General features: G+C 50.7%; 24 protein-coding genes, 1 tRNA gene and 1 pseudogene. 8 read left to right on the top strand and 18 right to left on the bottom strand.

Annotation, left to right across the window (positions count from 1 at the left end):
* The first annotated feature begins 52 nt into the window (after window positions 1-52).
* Complete coding sequence (locus ACO7SM_RS04020) at window positions 53-415, top strand: arsenic metallochaperone ArsD family protein (RefSeq protein ID WP_490469787.1); 363 nt, start codon at window positions 53-55, stop codon at window positions 413-415.
* A 20-nt stretch (window positions 416-435) separates the two neighbouring features.
* The gene (gene arsA, locus ACO7SM_RS04015) at window positions 436-2,193 is read left to right on the top strand and encodes an arsenical pump-driving ATPase (protein ID WP_490469786.1); all 1,758 of its coding nucleotides are present in this window, start codon (window positions 436-438) and stop codon (window positions 2,191-2,193) included.
* A 30-nt stretch (window positions 2,194-2,223) separates the two neighbouring features.
* Here arsA (ACO7SM_RS04015) and arsC read toward each other — a convergent pair whose 3' ends face one another.
* The 5 genes from arsC to arsR are packed head-to-tail and all read right to left on the bottom strand — an operon-like array spanning window position 2,224 to window position 6,529.
* The gene (arsC, locus tag ACO7SM_RS04010) at window positions 2,224-2,649 is read right to left on the bottom strand and encodes a glutaredoxin-dependent arsenate reductase (protein WP_490469785.1); all 426 of its coding nucleotides are present in this window, start codon (window positions 2,647-2,649) and stop codon (window positions 2,224-2,226) included.
* Between the two features lie 12 nt (window positions 2,650-2,661).
* On the bottom strand, window positions 2,662-3,951 hold the full coding sequence (arsB, locus tag ACO7SM_RS04005) for an arsenite efflux transporter membrane subunit ArsB (protein ID WP_490469784.1): 1,290 nt from the start codon (window positions 3,949-3,951) through the stop codon (window positions 2,662-2,664).
* Between the two features lie 46 nt (window positions 3,952-3,997).
* The gene (arsA, locus tag ACO7SM_RS04000; RefSeq protein WP_490469783.1) at window positions 3,998-5,749 is read right to left on the bottom strand and encodes an arsenical pump-driving ATPase; all 1,752 of its coding nucleotides are present in this window, start codon (window positions 5,747-5,749) and stop codon (window positions 3,998-4,000) included.
* 17 nt (window positions 5,750-5,766) lie between these two features.
* Entirely contained in the window at window positions 5,767-6,129 is a 363-nt protein-coding gene (arsD, locus tag ACO7SM_RS03995; protein WP_490469782.1) for an arsenite efflux transporter metallochaperone ArsD, read from the bottom strand.
* A 46-nt stretch (window positions 6,130-6,175) separates the two neighbouring features.
* Window positions 6,176-6,529: an As(III)-sensing metalloregulatory transcriptional repressor ArsR gene (gene arsR / locus ACO7SM_RS03990; protein WP_192613370.1), complete on the bottom strand. Its 354-nt coding sequence runs from the start codon at window positions 6,527-6,529 to the stop codon at window positions 6,176-6,178.
* 173 nt (window positions 6,530-6,702) lie between these two features.
* Here arsR and ACO7SM_RS03985 point away from each other — a divergent pair.
* Window positions 6,703-6,930: pseudogene (locus tag ACO7SM_RS03985) on the top strand (IS3 family transposase); the annotation flags it as partial.
* Here the strand turns inward: ACO7SM_RS03985 and ACO7SM_RS03980 are convergent.
* From ACO7SM_RS03980 to ACO7SM_RS03935, 10 genes are all read right to left on the bottom strand, one after another.
* Window positions 6,925-8,451 carry an O-antigen ligase family protein gene (locus ACO7SM_RS03980; protein ID WP_490469781.1) on the bottom strand — a complete coding sequence of 509 codons (1,527 nt, stop codon included), beginning with the start codon at window positions 8,449-8,451 and terminating at the stop codon, window positions 6,925-6,927. The pseudogene ACO7SM_RS03985 and the gene ACO7SM_RS03980 overlap by 6 nt on opposite strands.
* An 86-nt stretch (window positions 8,452-8,537) precedes the next feature.
* Window positions 8,538-9,476, bottom strand: a complete 939-nt coding sequence (locus tag ACO7SM_RS03975) for a fimbrial protein (RefSeq protein WP_490469780.1) — start codon at window positions 9,474-9,476, stop codon at window positions 8,538-8,540.
* A gap of 12 nt (window positions 9,477-9,488) precedes the next feature.
* Window positions 9,489-10,001, bottom strand: coding sequence for a fimbrial protein (locus ACO7SM_RS03970; protein WP_490469779.1), 513 nt, complete (start codon window positions 9,999-10,001; stop codon window positions 9,489-9,491).
* 32 nt (window positions 10,002-10,033) lie between these two features.
* Window positions 10,034-10,549 (bottom strand): fimbrial protein, encoded by a 516-nt coding sequence (locus tag ACO7SM_RS03965; protein WP_490469778.1) that lies wholly within the window; start codon window positions 10,547-10,549, stop codon window positions 10,034-10,036.
* 5 nt (window positions 10,550-10,554) lie between these two features.
* The gene (locus tag ACO7SM_RS03960) at window positions 10,555-11,118 is read right to left on the bottom strand and encodes a fimbrial protein (RefSeq protein ID WP_490469777.1); all 564 of its coding nucleotides are present in this window, start codon (window positions 11,116-11,118) and stop codon (window positions 10,555-10,557) included.
* Entirely contained in the window at window positions 11,111-11,710 is a 600-nt protein-coding gene (locus ACO7SM_RS03955; protein WP_490469776.1) for a fimbrial protein, read from the bottom strand. The genes ACO7SM_RS03960 and ACO7SM_RS03955 overlap by 8 nt, the downstream gene beginning before the upstream one ends.
* Before the next feature lie 19 nt (window positions 11,711-11,729).
* A complete protein-coding gene (locus tag ACO7SM_RS03950; RefSeq protein ID WP_490469775.1) occupies window positions 11,730-12,482 on the bottom strand; it encodes a fimbria/pilus periplasmic chaperone in 753 nt (250 codons plus the stop codon).
* Between the two features lie 100 nt (window positions 12,483-12,582).
* Window positions 12,583-15,105, bottom strand: coding sequence for an outer membrane usher protein (locus ACO7SM_RS03945; protein WP_490469774.1), 2,523 nt, complete (start codon window positions 15,103-15,105; stop codon window positions 12,583-12,585).
* Window positions 15,106-15,128: 23 nt separating this feature from the next.
* Window positions 15,129-15,668: a fimbrial protein gene (locus ACO7SM_RS03940; RefSeq protein ID WP_490469773.1), complete on the bottom strand. Its 540-nt coding sequence runs from the start codon at window positions 15,666-15,668 to the stop codon at window positions 15,129-15,131.
* Window positions 15,669-15,779: 111 nt separating this feature from the next.
* Window positions 15,780-16,307 carry a fimbrial protein gene (locus ACO7SM_RS03935; protein WP_490469772.1) on the bottom strand — a complete coding sequence of 176 codons (528 nt, stop codon included), beginning with the start codon at window positions 16,305-16,307 and terminating at the stop codon, window positions 15,780-15,782.
* Between the two features lie 592 nt (window positions 16,308-16,899).
* On the opposite strand from ACO7SM_RS03935, the gene ACO7SM_RS03930 reads away from it, so the two are divergent.
* Together ACO7SM_RS03930 and ACO7SM_RS03925 are read left to right on the top strand one after the other, a co-directional pair.
* On the top strand, window positions 16,900-17,574 hold the full coding sequence (locus ACO7SM_RS03930) for a helix-turn-helix domain-containing protein (protein ID WP_490469771.1): 675 nt from the start codon (window positions 16,900-16,902) through the stop codon (window positions 17,572-17,574).
* A gap of 422 nt (window positions 17,575-17,996) precedes the next feature.
* A complete protein-coding gene (locus tag ACO7SM_RS03925; protein WP_490469770.1) occupies window positions 17,997-18,644 on the top strand; it encodes an ECs1377 family protein in 648 nt (215 codons plus the stop codon).
* A gap of 496 nt (window positions 18,645-19,140) precedes the next feature.
* Here ACO7SM_RS03925 and ACO7SM_RS03920 read toward each other — a convergent pair whose 3' ends face one another.
* The 3 genes from ACO7SM_RS03920 to actS form a co-directional block, all read right to left on the bottom strand.
* Window positions 19,141-19,542, bottom strand: a complete 402-nt coding sequence (locus ACO7SM_RS03920) for a hypothetical protein (protein ID WP_490469769.1) — start codon at window positions 19,540-19,542, stop codon at window positions 19,141-19,143.
* Window positions 19,543-19,757: 215 nt separating this feature from the next.
* Window positions 19,758-19,831 (bottom strand) — tRNA-Gly (locus ACO7SM_RS03915).
* A 79-nt stretch (window positions 19,832-19,910) separates the two neighbouring features.
* Complete coding sequence (actS, locus tag ACO7SM_RS03910; RefSeq protein WP_490469768.1) at window positions 19,911-20,669, bottom strand: amidase activator ActS; 759 nt, start codon at window positions 20,667-20,669, stop codon at window positions 19,911-19,913.
* 316 nt (window positions 20,670-20,985) lie between these two features.
* On the opposite strand from actS, the gene xdhA reads away from it, so the two are divergent.
* From xdhA to xdhC, 3 genes are read left to right on the top strand one after another with little or no spacing between them, the layout of a single operon-like run.
* Window positions 20,986-23,286 carry a xanthine dehydrogenase molybdenum-binding subunit XdhA gene (gene xdhA / locus ACO7SM_RS03905; protein WP_490469767.1) on the top strand — a complete coding sequence of 767 codons (2,301 nt, stop codon included), beginning with the start codon at window positions 20,986-20,988 and terminating at the stop codon, window positions 23,284-23,286.
* Window positions 23,287-23,296: 10 nt separating this feature from the next.
* Window positions 23,297-24,175, top strand: a complete 879-nt coding sequence (xdhB, locus tag ACO7SM_RS03900; protein WP_490469766.1) for a xanthine dehydrogenase FAD-binding subunit XdhB — start codon at window positions 23,297-23,299, stop codon at window positions 24,173-24,175.
* The gene (gene xdhC, locus ACO7SM_RS03895; RefSeq protein ID WP_490469765.1) at window positions 24,172-24,651 is read left to right on the top strand and encodes a xanthine dehydrogenase iron sulfur-binding subunit XdhC; all 480 of its coding nucleotides are present in this window, start codon (window positions 24,172-24,174) and stop codon (window positions 24,649-24,651) included. The genes xdhB and xdhC overlap by 4 nt, the downstream gene beginning before the upstream one ends.
* Window positions 24,652-24,664: the final 13 nt, after the last annotated feature.

Here is a 24,664-nt window from a genome sequence, read left to right as displayed (position 1 = left end):
CTTCGTTTACCTCAGTGTAAAGGCAAATAACTAACACTGAGGTAAATAACACATGGCAAAAATCGAGATCTTTGAAGCTGCGGGCTGCTGTGCCACCCGCAGCGTCGTGGTCAGCGACGAGGCGGTTAAATGGAACGCCAGCGCAGAATGGGCGAAGAAAAACGGCGTTGATATCCAGCGCTACAGCCTTGCGAAGAACCCGCAACAGTTCCTGAATACGCCGGTCATCAAAACGTTTCTTAACGCATCAGGGATGGAGTCTCTGCCGGTCACTTTGCTCGACGGTACGCTGGTGATGGCAGGCAAACTCCCAACTCGTGAAGATATCGCCCGTTGGGCGGGTATTCCGCTGACTCAGGACTGGAGTGAAGACAGCACTGAGCCACGCTGCTGCACCATTCCGCGTATGCCTTAATTCCAGAGGAGAAATCACTGATGAATATGCCATTTTTAAAAGACATTCCCCCGTTTATTTTCTTCACCGGTAAAGGTGGTGTCGGTAAAACATCTCTGGCCTGTGCCACTGCGGTATGGCTGGCCGATCAGGGTAAGAAAACGCTACTGGTGAGCACCGATCCGGCGTCCAATGTCGGCCAGGTCTTTAGTCAGACTATCGGCCACCGAATTACAGATATCAGTACCGTAGAAAATCTTGCCGCGATGGAAGTTGACCCGATGGCTGCCGCGCAGGCATACCGCGATAGAGTGCTTGATCCGGTTCGTGACATGATGCCCGCCGACGTAGTCAGCAGTATTGAGGAACAGCTTTCGGGTTCCTGTACGACGGAAATCGCGGCATTCGATGAGTTTACCGGTCTGCTCACCAACCATGAGCTGCGGGAGAAGTATGACCATATCGTTTTTGATACCGCGCCAACCGGGCATACGATCCGTATGCTTGAACTGCCGGGGGCGTGGAGCGGTTATCTGGCAGCAAATCCCGATGCCGCCGCTAATCTCGGCCCCCTGGTCGGACTGGAAAAACAGCAACACCAGTACGCAGATGCGGTTAACGCGTTATCTGACGCCACGCTTACGCGCCTGGTGCTGGTCGCCCGCGCCCAGACTTCAACGCTGAAAGAGGTTTCCCATACGCACGATGAGCTGTCTGCTATCGGTTTGCAGCATCAACACCTGGCCATCAATGGCGTGCTGCCTCCTTTTGCAGGTGAAAACGATCGACTGGCGCAAAGTATCCTGGCGAGGGAAGAAAAGGCATTACAGGCAATGCCTGATAATCTGGCGAATCTCCCCCGCTCGCAGCTGTACCTGAAGCCGTTTAATCTGGTGGGTCTGGATGCGCTACGGGCGTTATTTACTGACAGCAATGCAGCACCAGAGACTCCCATTACGGTTCTGAATACCCTCAAATTGCCGAAACTTGCTTCACTGGTCGATGAACTGAGCCAGACAGGGAAAGGTCTGGTCATGACGATGGGTAAAGGCGGTGTAGGAAAAACGACCGTCGCGGCATCCATTGCCGTATCGCTGGCAAAGCGCGGCCACAAAGTCCATTTGACGACGTCCGATCCGGCTGCGCACCTTGCATACACGCTGGATGGCTCCCTGCCAAATCTTCAGGTCAGTCGCATCGACCCGAAAGCAGAGACTGAGCGTTATCGTCGTTTTGTTCTGGAAAATCAGGGGAAAGGGCTTGATGCTGAAGGTCTTGCGGTGCTGGAAGAAGATCTCCGTTCACCCTGCACCGAAGAGATCGCCGTTTTCCAGGCATTCTCCCGGGTCATTAAACAAGCCGACGATCAGTTTGTTATTATGGATACCGCCCCGACGGGTCACACACTCCTGCTTCTGGATGCAACAGGGGCGTATCACCGTGAAATGGTACGTCAGATGGGGAAAACACATGACCATGTGATAACGCCAATGATGCAGTTGCAGAACCCGGAGAAAACGAAGGTGATTATCGTGACGCTGGCTGAAACAACGCCAGTGCTGGAGGCGGCAAATCTGCAAAACGATTTGCGCAGGGCTAAGATCGAGCCGTGGGCATGGGTTGTGAATAACAGTCTGGCAGCCGCTAAGCCGTCTTCACCTTTCCTGTTGACCAGAGCAAGCCGTGAGCTACCGCTGATCTCTGACGTAAAAGAACGGTATGCGAAGCGCATTGCGTTAACGCCTTTGCAAAGCGAAGAGCCGGTAGGCATAGACCTGCTGGAGGAAATGGCAAAATAACGGATAAGGGGGCAAATGCCCCCTTCATGTTTACTTCAGTCGTTTACCGGCAACATCGACAACTTGCTCACCGTCTTCCTTGGCGAAAGCCCCTTTCTGCGCATCCGGCAGAATATCCAGCACCACTTCAGAAGGACGGCACAGTTTGGTTCCCAGCGGTGTCACCACAATCGGACGGTTAATCAGAATGGGATGTTGCAGCATAACGTCGATGAGCTGATCGTCAGTAAAGCGGTCTTCGGCAAGCGCTAACGTTTCATACGGTTCCACGTTTTTACGCAGCAGCGCCCGCACCGTGATGCCCATATCGGCAATGAGTTTGACCAGCTCATCGCGCGTAGGTGGGTTCTCAAGATAATGAATAACCGTCGGCTCGATACCGCTGTTACGGATCATCTCCAGCGTGTTACGCGAGGTGCCGCAGGCCGGGTTGTGATAGATGGTGATGTTGCTCATATCAGTATCTCATTACAAAGTGACAGAGAGACGTAGCGCCAGCGCAGCCAGCGTTACAAACAGCACAGGCAGGGTCATGATAATCCCAGTGCGGAAGTAGTATCCCCACGTGATTGTCATATTCTTCTGTGAAAGTACATGCAGCCAGAGCAGTGTCGCCAGGCTACCAATAGGGGTAATTTTCGGCCCCAGATCGCAGCCAATGACGTTGGCATAAATCATCGCCTCTTTGATAACGCCGGTCGCAGTGCTGCCATCAATCGACAACGCGCCAACCAATACGGTCGGCATATTGTTCATGATAGAAGACAGAAATGCGGTCAGGAATCCTGTCCCTAGCGTGGCGGCCCACAGTCCTTTATCTGCCAGTACGTTCAGCACGCCAGAGAGATAATCCGTCAGCCCGGCATTACGCAACCCGTAGACCACCAGATACATACCCAGCGAGAAAATCACAATCTGCCAGGGCGCGCCGCGCAACACTTTACCGGTGTTGATGCCATGACCTTTTTTAGCCACCGCAAACAGGATTGCCGCCCCCACCGCCGCAATTGCACTGACAGGAATGCCCATCGGCTCAAGGACAAAAAAGCCGACCAGCAGAAGGAGGAGCACAATCCAGCCGGTTCTGAATGTTGCCGGATCTTTAATGGCTTTTGCAGGTTCTTTCAGGCGTTCCAGGTCATATGTTGGCGGGATATCTTTGCGAAAAAACAGATGCAGCATCACCAGTGTGGCAGTAATGGCGGCAATATCCACCGGCACCATGACTGACGCGTATTCCGTGAATCCCAGGCCGAAGAAATCAGCCGAAACGATATTGACCAGGTTTGACACAATGAGCGGCAGACTGGCGGTGTCGGCAATAAACCCTGCGGCCATCACGAACGCCAGCGTAGTGCTTTTACTGAATCCCAGCGCCAGTAGCATGGCGATAACGATAGGTGTCAGAATCAACGCCGCACCATCATTGGCAAACAGGGCTGCCACCGCCGCGCCAAGCAGTACGATATACGTAAACAGCAGTCGCCCACGCCCATTGCCCCAGCGAGAAACATGCAGTGCGGCCCATTCGAAAAAGCCGGACTCATCCAGCAACAGACTGATGATAATGACGGCAATAAAGGTTGCCGTGGCGTTCCAGACGATATTCCATACCACCGGAATATCAGCGATATGTATCACACCCGACGCCAGAGCCAGTACAGCGCCCAGCGTGGCGCTCCAGCCAATGCCCAATCCTTTTGGCTGCCAGATAACCAACACGATGGTCAGGATGAAAATGGCTCCTGCCAGTAACATAAAACCTCCTGACAGGGCAGCAATGCCACCCTGTTTACGTAAAAAATTAACCTGCGAGTTGTTTGAGTTTTTCGATGCCCGTCGGCTCTGACGCCAGCAGCGGCACCAGCGCGACACGAGAGGCGTGCTGCTGTTTAACTGCCTCTATTTGCGGGAGTTCCTGTTGCGCTCGCAGACGAAGCAGCGGCGAACGGGTATCCGCAATGGAAAGGCTGTTATTGATAATCCAGCCCCAGGGATGAATTCCCGCACGTTCAAGGTCGGCCTGCAAATTTGCCGCCTCCAGCACAGGCGTGGTTTCCGGCAGCGTGACCAGTAACACTTTGGTTCGCTCCGGGTCCTGAAGCTGCATCATTGGCGTGGTGAAATGGCCCTTATCGCCCATTTTCTTCGCAATTTCGCGGTGATACGCCCCGGTGGCATCCAGCAGCAGTAGCGTATGCCCGGTGGGTGCCGTATCCATGACCACAAAGCGCTTGCCCGCTTCACGAATCACCCGTGAAAAGGCCTGGAAAACCGCAATCTCTTCGGTACAGGGAGAGCGTAAATCTTCTTCCAGCAGGCGTTTTCCCACATCGTCCAGCGTTTTTCCCTTCGTCTCAAGAACATGCTGACGATAGCGTTGCGTTTCCTCGTGAGGATCGATTCTGCTGACTTGCAGATTGTTGAGACTACCGTTGAGGGTTGTGCTGAGATGCGCCGCAGGATCAGAGGTTGTCAGATGGACATCAAATCCCATTTCGGCCAGCCTGACGGCAATGGCAGCCGCCATCGTGGTTTTCCCCACCCCGCCTTTGCCCATCAGCATAATCAGGCCGTGTTCATTGCGAGCGATATCATCGACTAACGCTGAGAGCGACGGAATTTCAGGGCGTTGCTGAATGTATTCTTCAGAAAATGATGCCGTCTCCGGTTGTGGGGCGAGAAGCCCTCTCAGTGCCGGCACGCCGACCATATTAACCGGTTGAAGGAATAACGTGTCAGTGGGGAGTGCCGACAAACCGGCGGGAAGATTCGCCAGCGCCTCCTGCTCCCGCCGCCCGATTGCAGCAGTCAATGTGTCGCTTGCCGCTTCAGTTTCGGGCAGAACGCCATTGATGACCAGAAACTGGTTTTTAAGGCCAATCGCGGCAAGTTCGTCATGCGTACGCGCAACTTCCTGCAAGGTGGATTTTTGCAGTCGGGCGACAAGAACTAATCGGGTGCGTTGCGGATCAGAAAGCGCCTCAACGGCATGGGCATACTGTTCACGCTGCTTTTCCAGCCCCGCCATCGGCCCGAGACAGGACGCGCCATCGGGATTGCTTTCAATAAAGCTACTCCAGGCGCCTGGCAACTGAAGAAGGCGGATCGTGTGACCGGTCGGCGCAGTATCAAAAATGATATGGTCAAACCGGGTCAGCAGAGAGACGTCAGTCAGCAATCCGGTAAACTCGTCAAACGCGGCAATCTCTGTCGTGCAGGCTCCCGAAAGCTGCTCATTAATGCTATTGACCACCTCATCAGGCAGAAGTCCTTTGATGGGGTCAACGATTCTGGCCCGGTACTGTTGCGCTGCGGCCTGGGGATCAATCTCAAGTGCCGACAATCCAGGCACGGTGGCGATGGGCTGAATAGTATTGCCAATCGCCTGGTCAAAGACCTGGCCTACGTTTGAGGCCGGATCGGTACTCACCAGCAGTACCCGTTTGCCCTGCTCTGCCAGACGAATTGCCGTGGCGCAGGAAATCGAGGTTTTACCCACGCCCCCCTTACCGGTAAAAAACAGGTAGGGAGGGATATTCTGTAAGAATTTCATCTGTCCTCCTGACATACTTAACAACAAGACGTATTGCCACCACAGCAGCCTGAAGCCGCTAATCCTACTTTCTCCAGCGGAATACCAAACCAGCGAGCCAGTTCAGCGCGTTTTGGGTAACGCCCAGCCATCACCGTTTCACCATCCAGCAACAACAGCGGAAGCCCTTCTGCTCCAGAAGCCTCAAGAAATGCTTTCGCTTTCTCGTTCTGAACAAAGCTCATCGGCTGTTGCGCCAGGTTGTAACGCTCTACCTGAACACCACGCCCTTTCAGCCATTGCACATCCGCAGAAAAATCAACCAACACCTGATCGACATCTGTACCGCAGACACCGGTGCTACAACACAGCGCGGGGTCAAATACCGTTAACGTTTTCATTTCAACACCTCACATTCGAAAAATCACATATGTTCAGGCAAATTTTTTAGATGCAGACCGCTTTACCGCTACCAGAGCAGTTGGCGGATGCCAGCTTACGGGCGATAGCCTGAACGTCGTCCTGTTGGCTTAACCAGGCTTGCTCGATCACCTGAGCAGACCAGGAAGGAATATGTGGAGATAAGCGATAATGAACCCATTTGCCCTGTTTACGATCCAGCAATAGACCGCTTTCTCGCAACATTGCCAGATGACGGGAGATCTTAGGTTGCGACTGGTCCAGCGCCGTGCAGAGATCGCACACGCACAGTTCCCCCATCTCTCTGAGCAGCAACACAATGCCCAGACGAGTTTCATCGGAGAGCGTTTTGAAGAGTTGTAGAGAAGTCAGAGACATCATTCCTCCTGTTCAATGTAAAGACAGGATACGCCGCTCAAAAATAAAATCAAACACACATTCATAAAAACAGATATGAACACTAACTGCCACAGATGTCACAGACACCCCTGCGTCATTGAAGATGGTTTTAAGAGAGAGGCCCATGAGCGGTAAGTGTTATCCTGGAGAGTTTAAACTGGGTTGTGGACAGTTTTTTCCAGTTACTGAAGCGTGACCGGGTAAAGAAAACGATCTACGGAACGCGGGAAGAAACCTGGAGTGATATTTTTGATAACATCAAAATGTTTTATAACAGTAAGCGCCGGCATAGCTCGAGCACTCAAATGTCACCGGCGGAATATGAACATCGATATTATCAACCACCCGGAAGTGACTGGATTATCCATGGCGATTTATTATGACTCAGGGAAAAGCTTGTTGAATTGGCATTCAAGTCGATCTGCTTCGCTCCAGTGTCTCTGGTAATGTGCAATGGATATCATGCTGGACAATATATTCTTATCATTATGTTTTTCTAAATATTTTTCTCCGCTACGCATAAACACCGCCAGATCATTGGGATTTCGCGTGCGGTTATAATCGATCAGTATGGCCACCATCGCATCATAGTGCGCACGTTCATATTGCGCGGAAAAGTACCATGGCATCGGGTTAGGGAAAAAGGTGTATCCCTCCCGTTCATAGCGCGTCAGCTGCTGATGGGCACAAAGCGCTACAATGCTATAGCAAACCAGTCCTGCCCCGGTCATTACAGAGGCGATACGCGTGGTCCGATGATTCTCCATCACCACTGCCGGTTTGTCCTGCTCGCCCAATCTCAGCAGGACAACAAACACGGCGAGATGGATAAATGACTGATAAAATGGGTATTCCAGATTAAGATGGACAAGCAGCGGTATAATTAAGAGTGTATACCCCAGGGTTACGTTTTTATTCCGGGCAGCAACAATAATATTTTTGACCCAGCCCACGAACAATAAAATCATCCCCAGCAGGGCAATAATTCCCCCCTGGAACCAGGCGAAGAGAAGTTCGTTGTGAGGATGTTTAACAACAGCGTATTGATAGCCAGGATCGGAATGCAACATCCAGTATCGACTGAATGCGTACTCATAGGTGCCGTAACCCCATCCCAACCATGGCTTGAGCATAATCATCTTCATCGTGGTCGATAAAATATGCCACCTTTCGTTGTTAGAACCTTCGAATGCCCGTGCCATTAAGATCATTTTGCCATTGACCAGGACATGCGTGTGCTGTACAACCCATTGCCCAATAACTGCGGCGACGAAGCAAAGGGCAAGTAGAATGGCCACTCTGCGTTTTTGTTTTCCACCATAGAGACAGGCCAGCGCCACCGCAATGATCAGTGCGCCCAACTGCCCGGTTCTCGACTGGATAAGTGATAGCATAAAGGAGAGCAGCGTAAGTCCCACCAGCCAGACCACACTGAGATTCCTGCGTGTCTCTCTCAGCAATAACAACACCCCACAACCGAATCCCGTCGCCAGAAAACTGGCTAACAGATTATATTGCTGAAATATACCGTAAGGCCTGCCGTGATTAGCCAGCCAGTTATATTCATATAAACGGTAAGCCAGCGTCGGGAAAAATGTTTGCAGCAACGCAATAGCACTTTGCATTATCGCAAGGCAAAAGATCAGCATGACAACCTGATGTTTATGCGTATCACTAATGTATTTACGCCGCATCAGCAACCAGCACAAAATGGCCATCAGCAGAATAATGCACCCAGGGCTATTCTTAATCTGTAAAGCCCAGGGGACAATAAGGCAAGCAGCACCCAAAAGCATCAATATCTGATTATCATTCGCCCTGGAACGAGAAGGGCTTCTGAGGGCGGTGAGGATGACTATCAGGCCAAGACCTGAAAGAAGAAGTAAATTATAACCCAGATTCACCCCAGTACCTCCCGCGGAGGGGAGGTACCAGCACGAAATCAGGCAGCAGATAATAAAAATTACAGCAAACATATTATTAATAACACTTATTGTTCAGTCATAATAACGGTAGCACTGGCACTAAATGCCCCCGTAGGTACATCACCAACCACGGTATTAGGATCACGCACCGCCTCGAATGCTAAATCAATGACGTTAGACCCTGAATTAAACTGCACCGGTGTCACATCCGATTTAGAGAGGATCTGTTCATTATAAATGATTGATACCCCCAATCCATTTGCAGACGTCTGAACAACTTGTTTGCCATTAATGCTCATGGGCGTAAAACTTAACGTCATATTTACCGATATCGTCGGCGCACCACTGCACTCAACAGGAATTTGTATATGCCGTGCTGATCCTGTTCCGGGTACCGTCACTAATAATGCGCGATCAAGTGTGCCTAAATTGACGTTAAGTGCATTTGAATTATTAATGGTACAGGTCGTTGGGGGCGCGGGTGGGTCTGGAGGAAATGGCGTGGTTCCCCCTTTGCTACAACCGCTATAATCCCAACCGTTAAATCGGTAGAATTTACCCTCTCCGTACAAGTAGTAACACAGTTTCCCCACTGCACCTGATAAGCCGTGAGTAGAAGAACCTGAAGAAAAATCAAGCGACTGTTGGCTAATGGGTTTTGTTGAATCAATATGTACCCCACCCCCAGTCCATCCATATCCCCCCACATCAATTGCGATTGAGTAATTTCCAGTTTTGGGTGCATAGTTGTTTTGTGGAACGTTTAGCGTGCATGTTGGCACTGCCCATACAACTTCACCCGATGGCGGATATAGAGTCGCTCCTTGAGAACAGAATTGCGCGCTTGAGGGTTCGGTGTAAAAATCGGAATAAGCACCGCCAAAAACATGCGTCATCGATGCATGACATTTTCCAACGCAAATAATACACAGCGAGAGAAAAAAGCATAAAGCCACAATATATTTGGAAACATCTATATCTGCTTTAAAGGATTGTATCTTCATAATATCTGAACACTAATTATAATTCATTTCAAAAGTGGCAATCGCCGAAAAACTACCGGGAACAACAGATTGATTTTTTATCTCATCCGGCTCACCTTCAAGGAAAGCTTGAAAAGTGTAGGTATTTGTTCCGTTATTTAAGGTCAATTGCGGTGTAGGCTGGTTAAAAGGCAGTGGTGTACCATCCGGCATTTCCATGCCTATTGCCGCCCCCTTTGCCGAACCGGTAATGGCTAACAACCCCGGCAATGCCATACTTTCCGTACCTTTAAACGTGATAGTAACCTGATTTCCCAGCGTGATATCGCAATTTATAAGGTTAATGGTGAATGTTTTACTGTTAGTCCGCGTATTAAGGTACAGATATTTTTCAATCACGGTACCAAAATCAACCGTAATATCCGATGTCACGGGGTCTAAATCACAAGGTTCACTCACCAGCGTGCCATTAAAGCTCAGGTTATTTTCTATTGCCTGAACCGGCGAAATAAATGCAGCCACGCTGGAAATCAGAAAAGCAAACATGATAAGTCTATATTTGTGTCTCATTGATGGACTCACTGATATTCTGCCGTCAGCGTTGCCACTGCCGTAAATGGCTGCTCGGTTAATTCTTTAGACGGATCTTTTACCGGCACTGCGGTCAACGTTATCGATGAAACCGAGCCTAGTGTTGTAGACAGTGCTTCATTTAACGGCATCGGCTGACCGTTCGCCTCTATTCTTATTCCCAGCCCATCTGCGCTGGTCGTTACCGCGGCATTGTCATAGGACGTTACAGTACCTGTTACCATCAGATTTAACGGCGAATCATCCGGCGCGCCATGGCAATCAACGGTATACGGGATGATTTTCTGGTAATCCACCCCGTTCACCCTTTTCACCCCGACGTTACCAAAAGGGATATTCATCACCTGATCGTTATTGACTGTACAAGGCGTCGAGACCACAAAGGTGCCGGAAAAATTGTAGGTTACCGTATCTCCCGTTTGTTCAGCCTGAAGGTCTGAGGCGAAAACCAGGGAAAGCAGACTCACTACTTTTAAAATACGTATGGTGAAATTCATCATCATTCTGCCTAGTTGAACGCCAGCGTCAGCGTACCGGAGGCGGTAAACGTATCGCCACTGTCAACATTGCTACTATTGTTGGTGTCAATCTGCACCAGTTGCGCCTGTAATACTTGTGAACTGTCGGTACCAACGTTGAACCAGCTACCCATGTTTTGCGCCACACCGTTCACTAACAGTTGAATCGCCACAATCCCTCTGCTGGTAGCCAGTACTTTGGTGCCCTGATAGGTTTCATAGCTGCCGGAAGCCGACGTAAACTGCATCTGTAAAAGCCCGGCGACATCGCCTGAACAGAAGAAGTCGCTGGCCAGTGGACGTTGATAATCGCCATCAAGCAGTACCGTGTTATTCCCGGTATTTTTTAGCACCACCGTGCCAAAACTCACGGCGAGTGAACCATTCTGATTAAAGCCACAGGAGCCATTGGCCACTACCGTTCCGGAGATCGCAACATCCAGCGAATATTTATCACCGGTATCCGCCCTCACCACAGAAGTAAGGCCACCGAGAGCGATAACGACCAATAAAACAAAACGAACCAACATCACGCGATAATTACGGTTAGTCATAACTCACCTTAAAATCAACTACCGTTCTAAATGCCCCGGCAATGAGCGGCCCTTTTGTGCGTACCGGCGTGATGGTGTAAACCAGTTGATTACTGCCCGGTGTTACAAACTGCGGTTGCCCCCGTTCTCCAGGGCGAACCTGTCGTCCTTTGGTATCGAGAATACTGAGACCGGCGCCGTGAACGCCCTTCATCAGTAAAAGCGAGGGGTTATCCGGATCGCGCACCGCTTCAAAACTGATGGTGAGAACAGGTTGAATCGCATCCCACGTCACCGTTCCGCGCCGGTTGTACGTCTCTTTACCGCCTCCGCGCTGGCAGTCGTACAAGCGCAGGATCAGGTCGGCTGATTTCCCTCTGTCGCCCGGTTTTTTCATTGTCCCCAGAGCAGAACTGTCCATCACCACTTCCTGAAATTCAGAACGCATACCCAGGCGGCAACCACCTTCGCTCAAGGTGCCGTAAACATGCAGCTCACCATGCTCACCATCGATATTCCAGCCATCCTCAGCCTGGCAGGAAGCGGCCATCGTCAGGCCGAGCAACAGCGTGAGGCAAATCGCTGAAAGCGGAGTCTGTGCAGCGTTCATCATGTTCTCCTGCCCTCAGCGGTTAGCCCGCTTTTACATTACTGACAAAGCAGTTGCTGCCTGCACAGTTGAACGTCAGTTGTGGACGACCACCAAAATCATTGATAAACGTCAGTATCGGCTGCTTGCCCAGTGCCGCCGCGCTGCCACCGAGCGCAATTTTACCCTTCGGTTCCACCATCACTGGCTTAAAGCCACTCACGTTCTCGCCTTTCACCGACGCCTTCGCCTCAACGATAGTGACGTAGTACGGTGTCGGATTGTTCAGTTCAAAACCTTCACCCTGGCGGGTGAGCGTCAGTTTCTTCTCAGCTTCATTTTCCTGCCCCTGACCAATTGCCAGTGCCGCCGGGCGATAGAACATCTTCACGCGGGTTTGCAACGCCAGTTGCAAGGTATTGGGCTTATTACTTTTTGGTGGAATTTCGCGCACGTTAAAATAGAACAGCGATTCACGATCCTGCGGTAACGAAGCCGGATTACCGGTGGTCTGTATTTTCACCTGCCCTTTAGCACCCGGCTCAACACGCTGCAGCGGCGGCAACGCGGTAAGCGGCGTCTCCAGTTTGTGGCCACTGGCATCTTCTACCCAGGACTGTGCGAGATACGGCAGGGATTTGTTTTGGTTGGTGATCGGCACACTCATTGAGCTTTTGCTGCCATCGTAAATCACACGGGTACGGTCGAGGGCGATGGCGGCATGCGCCTGCTGAGCCAACAGGGCCAGGGCAACAACGCTGAGAACGGTTTTGGTCACTTTCTGAGTCTTGGTCATGGTTAGTTCACTTCTTACAAAATTTAAGAGATTAAAGGGTTAGGGCGTCCGGGCCTGGGCAGGGAGGGGGCATCATCAGTGATCCCCCGTTGCCTCATCCTCATTTCACCGGGACACAGGGCAGTAGCAGCCCCTTACCCAGTTCTGGTAACGGTGTGGGCAGCACTATCCGGCACTGCACGCCATCGTCCCAGCTCACGTCCATTTTTTCTCCGGCGCGAATACCTGCAAGCCAGGTACTGCCACCATCGCCGATAATCCCTGTCTGCGCTCCGCTTCCATTGCGAACTTCAGCGCCGAACGGCGGTGCTGAGCCATCAGCCAGTTTGATAACCGCCATCGCTTTTTCACCGGCTAAAATGCCAAACTTGCGATAACCAATAGCGCCTTCTGTTAAGGTGCCTTCGACGACAGAGCGCGTCGCATCGACGTTCTCCGGGAGTGCGTCCAAATCCACGGTAATATCACTGCGGTAATAGCTGTTGATATCGCCCACCACGGCTTTGCCGAAGTAGTTGGTTTTCACGTCGCCGCCGTAACCCCTGATGGGAACACCGCTCACGCCGTCCGTATCCACCATCATGCGGGTGCCGCCTGCCGCAGCGGTTCGGTGTAACGCCGCGCCGTGAGCAGTGGCGGTCATCCCACCCTGAAGCGACAAGCCTAACGCGTTGCTATTGTTGCCGGTCATACTGGCGTTCGCCGTCATGCTGGCCATATCCCCTTCATGGGTGAAGTAGCCGCTGCCCGTACCGCCGCCATCGCTGCTGGTGCCAACATCAATGCGATAATTATTGTTGTCATCGATGCGATCGTAATACCCCAGGGTATTGCTGTTATCACTGCCGTTAATCTGACCGTTATAACTGAGCGTACCGCTTTCCCCCCAGGGAAGCGTGACTCCGATATACATGCCATCATCTTGTGCACCGTCAAACTGCGTGCGGAACGCCGAGAGATTGACGTTGATATTCTTGAACCGACCAATATCAAAGAAATCCGATACCGACAGGTTCCAGTTATCACTCGCTTCACGATTCCAGTAGGTCTGGTGGCTATAGTTCAAATAGGCGCTCATGTTCAACGGGCGGAACTGCTTATTCAGAGTGATGGTGTACATCTCTTTATCATCACCCTCATCAGTGTTGTCGTGATAGCGTTCATCAATATACTGATTCATATTCATGTAGTTGCGATCAGCAAAGCGATAACCCGCGAACGTTACTTCACTGTCCATCTCTTCAAAGCGTTTGGAATAACTCACACGATAAGAGTTACCGCTTTTCGTCGCCTGGTTTGGAATGGCGGCCTGCGAATGCGTGATATCAAATGAGATCGCACCAAAATTCAGCAGGTCCCGACCAACACCTATCGCCGCAGAATTATAATCACCGGCAAAAATGCCGCCGCTATACAATGACCAACCGCTGTTCACGCCCCAGGAAAACTCACCCGTTACGAATTCCGGCCCCTGGCTATGGTGGTCATAGTCCGACGGTTTACCCGCAGCAACCTTGTAGCGAACCAGCCCCGGACGCGTCAGATAGGGAATGTTCGCTGAGTCAACCTGCCAGGTACGCACGCTGCCATCCTGTTCTTCTACCTTAACGTCCAGCGTCCCGGAGACGGCCGAGTTCAAATCCTGAATTCGAAATGGCCCCGATGCGACCGTCGTTTCATAAATCACTCGCCCCTGCTGGCTTACCGTGACCTTGGCGTTAGTTTTTGCAACGCCGGTCACTTCCGGTGCATAACCACGCAAATTCGGCGGCAGTTGTTTATCATCCGTCGCAAGGCTCACACCACTAAAACGGAAGCTGTCGAACAACGATGAATTCAGGTAGTTCTCCCCCATCATCAACTGCGCCTTAAGCGACGTAATGGCGCGATAAGCATAGTAGCGGCTCCAGTCCCAGCTTTGCTGATTGCCTGAACTGTCACCACTCTGCTGCTGATACTGCGCCTGCCAGTCGGCACGTAATCGCCATGGCCCGAAGTTGGCTCCGGTCGTGCCGTTACCACTGACGCTATTACTCCGCCCCCCGGTCTCCTGACGCGTGGACATGGCGTTCAGGTTGTAATCGAACAGCACGCCCGGAATACCATTATCCCAGCGTGAAGGCGGATCCCAGTTCTCTGCGGTATATTCCAGAAACGCCTGTGGCACGCTGACATACAATGCGCTACTGCCCAAATCAGGGCGAACCGTTACCCCTTCGAGCGAATTAAGATCAAGACACTGTCCGTCATGCCACCACTTTGCCTCTTTCAGTGCCGCATCTTTCAAGCCGAATAATTTCACAATATCCGGTGTCAAACACACTTCACTGCCTTTAGGGTCTTTTTCCGGGGTGATAAATTCGATAGTCTGCTCAGGAATTTCAGATTTATTCAAACGAATAATCATCTGATATTTACCTGGCATCAAATACCCGGCTTTTGAGAACTGACCAAGATCGATATTGCTACGCTCTTTGACGTCTAATACATCGGTATTAAATTCAACAGCATCCTCAGCCTGGGCAATTTGCATTGAACCGATCGCAATAAATACGCCTATAGCAATAGGATTAAACACACCGTCAAAAATATAAGGAAAACGACGAGAAACTGTTTTTAACATTACATTTTTCACTTTGTGTATATTTAAAAATAATCGACCTTAAATCGCAAAACAGTATGATAATCGCCAGTTTTAAATTGATGGCTATTTTCTACCAAGCGAAGTTTGTAAGTCAGATATTGTGAGCCAGCCGTAATTAAGTTCTCTGGCAAGGCCTGGCCCGGGATAGCGATATTACCGGCGGCATCAATAATTTGTAACCCAACGCCCGCAACACCCACTACGCTAAAGTTCTTACCTTCTGCCGGGCCATCAAATGTTACGCTGAAACGGTTATGATCGTTTCCCATTGACGATGAAGACGGTAAAGTACAGTTCACCAGTTCCAGGGAAAATTCGCTCTCTGGCCCATATCCGTTACGAATAATTTCACCCACGGTAGCCTTACGCATATGAATCGTTTGGTCGCGATCCGCGGTGGCTATCGCACAGGGGGTATCAATAATGCTGCCTTGCATGCTGACGCTACCATGCCCCGGGCTGAAGGGCTGGGCAAAAGCCATTCCCCAGACGCAACACACCAGCATGCAGGGAAGCACTCTCACCCTGAAAGAATTCTTCATATATTGATTCCAAATATTTACTGGAATAGCACACCGTGCCAGCCATGATAAATTACACACCTGGCACGGTGAATTGCCTGACAGATACTCACGAGTACCTGTCAGGCAAAATTACTGGTAAGACAGGGTGAAATCAGCAACAGACTGGAAGCTACCCGGGACGATAGTGGCAGAAGCACCGTCACCCTGCAGGTAAGCAGAGAATTCCAGGGTGTTATTGCCATCTTGAATAGTCTGCGCCGGAGACGCGGTACCCAAAGTAATAACCTGACCAGAACCGTCGGTGATCGCGATGGAAGCACCTTTCGCCGTACCGGTGATACCCAGTAAATCTTTGTTACCTGTAGACGCTGCGCCAGTGAAAGTCGTAGAGACAGTACTCACGGTAGAGGTGTCGCACTGTTCCAGTTTGATATCAAACGGACGCGGTACAGAAGTACCGTTGTCTTTCAGTGCAACACTGGAGACTTCACCCAGGTTAACCGTCTGGTCAATCGTATCCGGAGAAATAGAGCATGGAGCATTAATAATAGAACCGGTAAAGGTTACAGTACCGTGCCCCTGATCTTCCGCATGAGCCACACCCATTGCCATACCGGAAGCCATAGCCATTGCCAGAACGATTTTTTTCAAATTCATGATATTTCCTTACTGCGTTACTTTATGTTGAGATTAAATTTATTATTCCATTTCATTAATGAAATAAAGCAAACCGGACCAACATCAAACACGGATGCAACTGGGCAATTAAATCAATTAAATTGAATTTAAAAATCGCCATTAAATAACATTCGATGTATTCTGTCGAATCACTTCTCGGTGAAATTACTCACGGAGCGCAATCAGTTGGTGTGTGTATTTTGTGATTCCCATCCCGTTTAGTCAAAACGATATCTGTCCGAATTTGGACACCCCCTTCCCTAACCACACGCAACAAAAGAGGGTTTTCCATTGCCTGACTCATTTTTACCGAAACAGCACAATCACGCATAATACATTGATTTTAAACTAAAAAATTAAACCCGTAACGTTTATACCACAGTGAGCGTTGACAACAAAATATCGAGACAAAGCGTTGCCCCTATAGTTTTCATGTCAGTTTTATTTTTACCTTTCAGGCATATAATTTATATGTAACTTCTTTTTTTGTTTTCTCTTCTGTCTATACTCATAGCTGTAATATTTCGGTGGCGTCGGCCCCGTTGTTTAAAATGTGTATAAGGTATTCACCATGAACAACTCCCTCCCCCATAAAAACTATAAACGGACTTACAATGAATCTGTTTTTCTGATTAAACCACCTTATGAGAGCATTAATAGAATCATTCAGAAGCTTACGCCTGTTGGAACGCCAATGACAAAAGCACGTGGAAACCGTCTGTCCATGGACAAAAATGGCGAAAAAGTTTGCTACATATTACTCAGTGGGCACGTTTCATTCTGTAGCCTGGCAACCAACAAAACCGTCGCTTACGTTTATCCGCAAGCCATTCTTGGCCTGACTGAGATTTTGACTACAACGGTAGTTGGTCATTTTCGCGTTGAAGATGACTGTGAGTTGCTCAGAGTATCGCTCACTGATTTCATGGCGGTTTTAGGTAAAAATCAAGATCTTTGGCAGGATATTACCTATTTTTTATGCTTTATGGTTCAACGAATGTACGCCCGTGACGCTTCTCTTCATGGCGCAACTTCTTACGAAATCATTAAAGGCTTACTCACAGACCTCAATATGCAACCTGATGAAATCAAAAAGAAAACAAACGTATCAAAGTACATCATGGAGCGTGTTGCGATGTCGCGAAGCAATATCATGAATGTGTTATCACAGCTGCAAAAAGGGGAATATATAGAGATAGAAAACGGCTGTCTGGTGTCGCTAAAACAGTTGCCCGCTAAATGGTAGATCGGCAGGATTTGAGCACGGCGGCCCTCACCCCGCAGAGGCGAACAGTGCGCAGTCGCCCCCGGTCAGTTAAAGGAAATATCCTTGTTTGTTATCGGACTCAAACTGACAGAAGCAAACAATCCCGCCACCAGCGGTAGCGGGAATTATCTTTACTTCTGACGTTCGAAAGAGAAAGACCAACATCCAGAGTACTGACTGCATCTGAGTCATTTTGGTCAAGAATGAGTTGGGCAGATCACCCCTGTTCAGGTGGCCAAATTCATTAACCAATACAGTTTTAACCTCCCCACAAACAATGGCAGTAAGATGAAAACAAAGGCAAGCAAATCCATGTCGCGTGAAAATGACTTTTCCAGAGATCCCTCCGTGCTGGTAAAGTGAAGAGTTGAGACTGAAATGTAATCGGGAGGGAACTCAGGGTGACGGGACTGATTGACTATCAGATTGAAAAATATCGTTTTACGGAAGCAACTGAGACGCCACGTCTTAGCCAGCAATGGGCGGATGTGATTGCGGAATGCCGTGATGAGAAAGCCGATCCCCTGACGCGAGTGCGTATTGCCTTGCTGAATGTGGATTACGTCACCAGCTTTGAGCTTCCTTTTCGTCTTCTGCTAACCCGTACCCCCCAGTTAATTGCCAGCCTGCGTGAGGAATTTCAGCTTAGCCAGAAAAACGTGACCTTTAACGGAAAACGCTTTGGCTGCGTCTGGAGTCTGAAAGAGAATCTTATCGATATCCCTGAAACCTACCAGTACCGCCTTGCGACCCGTATACGACGGGTGGATCCGACAGGAACCACCGCGACACCTTATCAGCACATTGCAAAAGAGGTGAAGGCTCCGCGCGAACGACTCCGGCAGGCGCTGACGTCCGGACTGCAGGTCACCGCACTGGACGGGTTGTTCTGGTTTGGTCTTCAGCGCATCGCAGCAGATGTGCAGCGGTTGAGAAAAGCGGGCATGGTGATAGCCACATCGGAAACGGACGTCTTTGATAATCTGACCGGGACTACCCGGCGTGTCCCCGTCTACCGGAGCGAAATAGGTAAAGCCCCGTCACCCTGAAACGATGTACCTGAATACGACTAGCGAAAGCGTTACGCGCTGGCAGATGTATCAGATAACGAAAGGGAATTAACTAATCAGCCTTCTCCTGAAAACAATTGTTGCTGCGATCCTTGTCCTGTGGGCCGTTGATGCTCTGAGGGTAAAGCGAAAAAAAGAGCATAGCGACCCTGCTATTGCAGAGGCTGATGCCAATGAACGGCATCAATGGCGCTATGCCAGATGGGGGTTCCGGGTAATACAAATCGCCTGTGCAATATATTTCGTCCTGTCAGCAATTAAGTTCATACTGATATAGCCACGGAATGCTGAATTATTCGAAGATGAGATCTTCTGATAATTAACCTCACCTTGCAATCTAACGGAATTTAATGCTCGCCCAAAAATCGCCGCTACAGCCGCCTTTGAAACATCGTGTGTAGTGATGTGATGGACGCCCTTTCCTGTACACCGTCAGTCAGATTTCGAAACTGTTCAATGTAATATGACTTCATCATCAGTCCGCAATCGCTGTTTCATGCAGATAATGCCAGCAGGGTTGCTCATTCTGGATATCAATCACGGCAACCGACCAGCGAGAGTGCACATTGCCCTCATTGCGGTGAGTTTCACGGTAACGGCAAATGACTGAAGACGCCGACAACTGCAGGGTTTCAAAGCTATCAATGTCAATTTGCAGGTTCGGGCGACCACCTGTGTTATTGCGAAACAGTTTTTCCACCTCCTCAAAACCAATACTCTGCCCTTTCATGGTCACCATTTTGAACGACGGGCTGAAACTGCCGAGCAGGCGATTCAACGCGGCGGGATAATCAGAACGTCCCGCAAACACCTCTTCAATCCATTGATGCAGGTCTACTACGCTTTGATGTGCAATTAATTCTCTTTTCGATTGCATAATGAGGTCATCTTATAATGGTTATTGTGAGTGCTACTCACCTTCAATCTGAAACAGTAAATACCCTTCCGTTGATAAAGATAAGCATTGGCAGTCTGAATCATCGCTTGTAGACCCAATCAGGGTTACACAGTAGGTTACAGTCAGCTACTGTCGGGAGGCTTTACGCCACGTCTTCAAGGGATTCAACGAGATAGGTACTGAAAGAATGGTTTTGGAGCGGGCGAAGGGAATCGAACCCTCGTATAGAGCTTGGGAAGCTCTCGTTCTACCATTGAACTACGCCCGCTTTGAATTGCGTAAGGCATTATAAACCTTACGCTCTTGTTAGCAAGGGACTCGCACACTGACTGGCGATTAATTCGCCGTCAGCATTTTGGTTTACTCCCTTGCGGCGGTAAATATCGCAGAGGATCGATAGCCGTAGCGCGGTAGCGAATCTGGAAGTGCAACTGCACGGAAGCGGCGTCAGTGCTCCCCATCGTGGCGATTTTCTGCCCGGCTTTCACGCTTTGCCCGTTATTCACCAGCATCGTGTCGTTATGCGCATACGCAGTGATGTATTCCTCATTGTGTTTAATCATAATGAGGTTGCCATAACCACGTAATTGGTTGCCGACATACACCACCTTCCCGGCACCCGCCGCATAGATTGGGGTTCCACGCGCAGCAGAAATATCAATCCCTTTATTGCCGCCATCCGCTGTCGAATACCGCAGGACAACCTTACCGTTGGCAGGCCATACCCAGCAACGTTGTCCCACAGGAGGCCAGGAAGACTGCGGCACCGCAGAAGACGGTGTGACTGCAGCCGTTTTTGTCGAGGATTTTGTCGTTTTTTTGCTGGATGCTTTACTGGTTTTGGCCCCGCCGCTGACTTTCAGCTTTTGCCCGACTTCGATGGTATAAGGCGGCGAAATTCCGTTAAGACGCGCAATTTCTTTAACGCTGGTTCCCGTCACACGCGAAATGCGGTAGAGCGTATCCCCTCGCTTCACTGTGTAAACAGAACCAGAATAACTGCCTGCATCAGAGGATTGATCGCTGGAGCAACCGGCTAATAGCAGCCCCGCGCACAGTAACATCGCAATACTCAGGCTATTTTTGTTCAGGCATCCCGCACTCAAAACCATTCCTCGCAATATTTCCAGACCCCCTATAATAACAGCCAGAAGCCGGATGCCCAATGTATTGCGTCCGGAAAGGATCGCCATGAGCGGTATCACGACGTTATGCCCGTGTATCACAATGATTTGATTAAACTCATAATGATAAGTGGAATAGGCAGAATTCTGCGTTTATTACACCGTGGCAGCGTTATATTTTTAACATCATCACATTTCCCTGACATCCTTCCGCCAATTTGGTTTTCTGGCGTAATTCTTGCCTGATTTGACGAATACATGGCCGTAAGAACTAAATGTTCAAATCAAGGGGATGTCTATGGAAGCGCGGGAAGCAACCGCAACCGGGGAATCTTGCATGCGCGTGGATGCTATTGCGAAAGTCACCGGACGGGCTCGATACACTGATGATTATGTTATGGCGGGCATGTGCTACGCGAAATACGTTCGTAGCCCTATTGCCCATGGTTATGTCGTCAGCATCAACTGCGATCAGGCCAAAAATCTGCCTGGGGTGCTGGCCGTCTTTACCTGGGAGGATGTGCCTGATATTGCGTTTGCGACCGCAGGTCATGCCTGGAGCCTGGATGACAAGAAACGTGATGTTGCCGACCGTTTTCTGCTAACCCGCCACGTTCGCCATCACGGGGATGCTGTCGCTATCGTCGTGGCAAGAGATGAATTAACCGCAGAAAAAGCAGCGCTGCTGGTCAACGTCGAATGGCAATCGTTACCTGTGATCACGACGCTGGAAGCGGCTCTGGCACCTGACGCCGTCGAGATTCATGCCAGTGGAAATCTGCTTAACCAGAGCGAAATGACGACCGGCAATGTACAGCAAGAGATTGATGCGGCGGACTATAAGATTCAGGGCCGCTATCAAACCCCCGTCATTCAGCATTGCCATATGGAAAGCGTGACCTCTTTTGCCTGGATGGAAGAAGACTCCCGGATTTCAATCGTCACCAGCACGCAGATCCCCCATATTGTACGTCGGGTGGTGGGTCAGGCGCTCGGCATTCCGTGGTCGAGCGTTCGGGTTATCAAACCGTATGTCGGTGGGGGTTTTGGCAACAAACAGGATGTGCTGGAAGAGCCGATGGCGGCATTTCTGACCAGCAAACTCGGCGGCATTCCAGTAAAAGTGTCTCTCAGCCGTGAAGAGTGTTTCCTCGCATCCCGCACCCGCCATGCGTTTACGATAAACGGGCAACTGGGCATTAACCGTGACGGTACGCTGAAAGGCTACAGTCTTGATGTCCTGTCAAATACCGGTGCTTACGCCTCGCACGGCCACTCCATCGCTTCTGCCGGGGGGAGTAAGGTCGCATATCTTTATCCTCGCAGCGCTTACGCTTACCGATCAACAACGTGCTACACCAATCTCCCCTCCGCTGGCGCGATGCGTGGATATGGCGCACCGCAGGTGGTATTCGCCGTAGAGTCCATGTTGGATGACGCCGCCGCCGCATTGGGTATCGATCCGGTGGATATCCGTTTACGCAATGCTGCCCGTGAGGGGGATTCGAATCCAATCACGGGAAAACGCATCTACAGTGCAGGGCTCCCGGAATGTCTGGAAAAAGGCCGCGAACTGTTCGAGTGGGATGCGCGCCGCGCTGAATGCCAGAACCATCCGCAGGGTAATATTCGTCGGGGGATTGGCGTCGCCTGCTTTAGTTATACGTCCAACACCTGGCCTGTGGGGGTCGAGATCTCCGGCGCCCGCCTGTTGATGAACCAGGATGGAACAATCAACGTACAGAGCGGCGCCACGGAAATTGGCCAGGGGGCCGATACCGTGTTCTCACAGATGGTGGCTGAAACCGTCGGCGTACCGGTCAGCGATGTGCATGTCATTTCAACACAGGACACCGATGTTACGCCGTTCGATCCAGGCGCATTCGCCTCTCGCCAGAGTTATGTTGCCGCTCCGGCACTGCGCAAAGCGGCGTTGCAACTGCGGGAGAAAATCCTGGCACATGCCGCTGAAATAGTGCACCAGTCAGCCATGAGTCTGACGCTGAAAGGCGGCAATATCGTCCTTACCGATCGTCCGGACGAGCCGTTACTGTCATTAAAAGATCTGGCCATGGATGCGTTTTATCATCCCGAGCGCGGCGGTCAACTGTCTGCAGAATGCTCGGTAAAGACCACCACAAATCCGCCCGCGTTTGGCTGCACGTTTGTCGATCTGACGGTCGATATCGCGTTGTGCAAGGTCACCATTAATCGAATCCTTAATGTCCACGACTCCGGGCATATCCTGAACCCATTGCTGGCACAAGGTCAGGTACACGGCGGTATGGGAATGGGCATTGGCTGGTCGCTGTTTGAAGAGATGATCATCGATGCCGACAGCGGCATTGTGCGTAATCCCAACCTTCTGGATTACAAAATGCCCACCATGCCCGACCTCCCACAACTGGAAAGCGCCTTTGTCGAAACGCAGGAGCCGCAATCCGCTTACGGACATAAATCATTGGGTGAGCCCCCCATCATTCCCGTCGCAGCGGCCATTCGCAATGCAGTAAGAATGGCAACAGGCGTAGCAATCGATACGCTGCCCCTGACGCCGAAACGTCTGTTTGAGGAGTTCCATCTGGCAGGTTTGATTTGAGGATATCACCATGTTTGATTTTGCTTCTTACCACCGTGCTTCGGCTATTTCCGATGCCATCAGCCTGCTGACATGCTATCCGCAAGCGAAACTGCTGGCAGGTGGAACCGACGTGCTGATTCAACTTCATCACCACAATGACCGCTATCGCCATATTGTCGATATTCACAATTTGGCGGAGCTGAAAGGGATTACGCTTGCCGATGATGGCGCACTGCGAATAGGCTCCGCCACCACCTTTTACGAACTGATTGAACACCCCTTAACGCAACGCCATCTCCCTGCATTGTGCGCCGCTGCCGCTTCCATCGCCGGGCCGCAAATCCGTAACGTCGCCACCTACGGCGGCAATATCTGCAACGGCGCGACCAGCGCAGACTCTGCGACGCCGACCTTAATCTATAACGCCACACTGGAGATCCATTCACCAAAGGGGGTGCGTTTCACCGCGATTAACGGTTTTCACACCGGCCCTGGCAAAGTTTCTCTTGAACATGATGAAATACTGGTCGCCTTCCACTTCCCGCCGCAGCCCCCCCCCCATAGCGGCAGCGCGCATTTTAAATATGCAATGCGTGACGCCATGGATATATCCACGATCGGTTGCGCGGCCTTCTGTCGACTGGAGAATAGCAATTTCAGTGAGTTACGGCTGGCTTTTGGCGTCGCCGCGCCAACGCCAATCCGCTGTCAGCATGCCGAACAGACGGCGCAAAATGCACCATTAACCCAGCAAACGCTGGACGCCATCAGCGAAGCCGTCATCCAGGACGTCGCTCCGCGCTCTTCCTGGCGTGCCAGTAAGGAGTTTCGTCTACATCTGATCCAGACGATGACGAAAAAAGTGATCAGTGAAGCCGTCGTTGCGGCGGGGGGAGTACTGCAATGAACCACACCGACAGAATCGCGATGGAATGCGCAATCAATGGCGTCCCTTTTCAGCTAAGCATCATGCCGGGGATGCCGCTCTCCGAACTGTTACGCGAACAGGGATTGCTCAGCGTGAAGCAAGGGTGCTGTGTAGGTGAATGCGGTGCCTGTACCGTACTGGTTGACGGAACTGCCATCGATAGCTGTCTGTATCTGGCCGCATGGGCGCAAGGAAAGCATATCCGCACTCTGGAAGGCGAATCGGTGGGGGGTCAGCTTTCCCACGTTCAAATGGCTTACGCGAAATCCGGCGCCGTACAGTGCGGCTTTTGCACGCCAGGTTTGATCATGGCGACAACTGCGATGCTGGCTAAACCGCGTAATCAGCCGCTAACCATTCTTGAGATCCGCCGTGGCCTGGCAGGAAATCTGTGTCGTTGCACCGGGTATCAAATGATCGTCGATACCGTGCAACGCTGTGAAGAGCAGAAATAATCTACTATCCGGC

The sequence above is a fragment of the Citrobacter sp. LJND-P06 genome (assembly GCF_058188415.1).
Note: the sequence above shows the minus strand (reverse complement) of the source record. Positions and strands in the feature narration are given on the sequence as shown.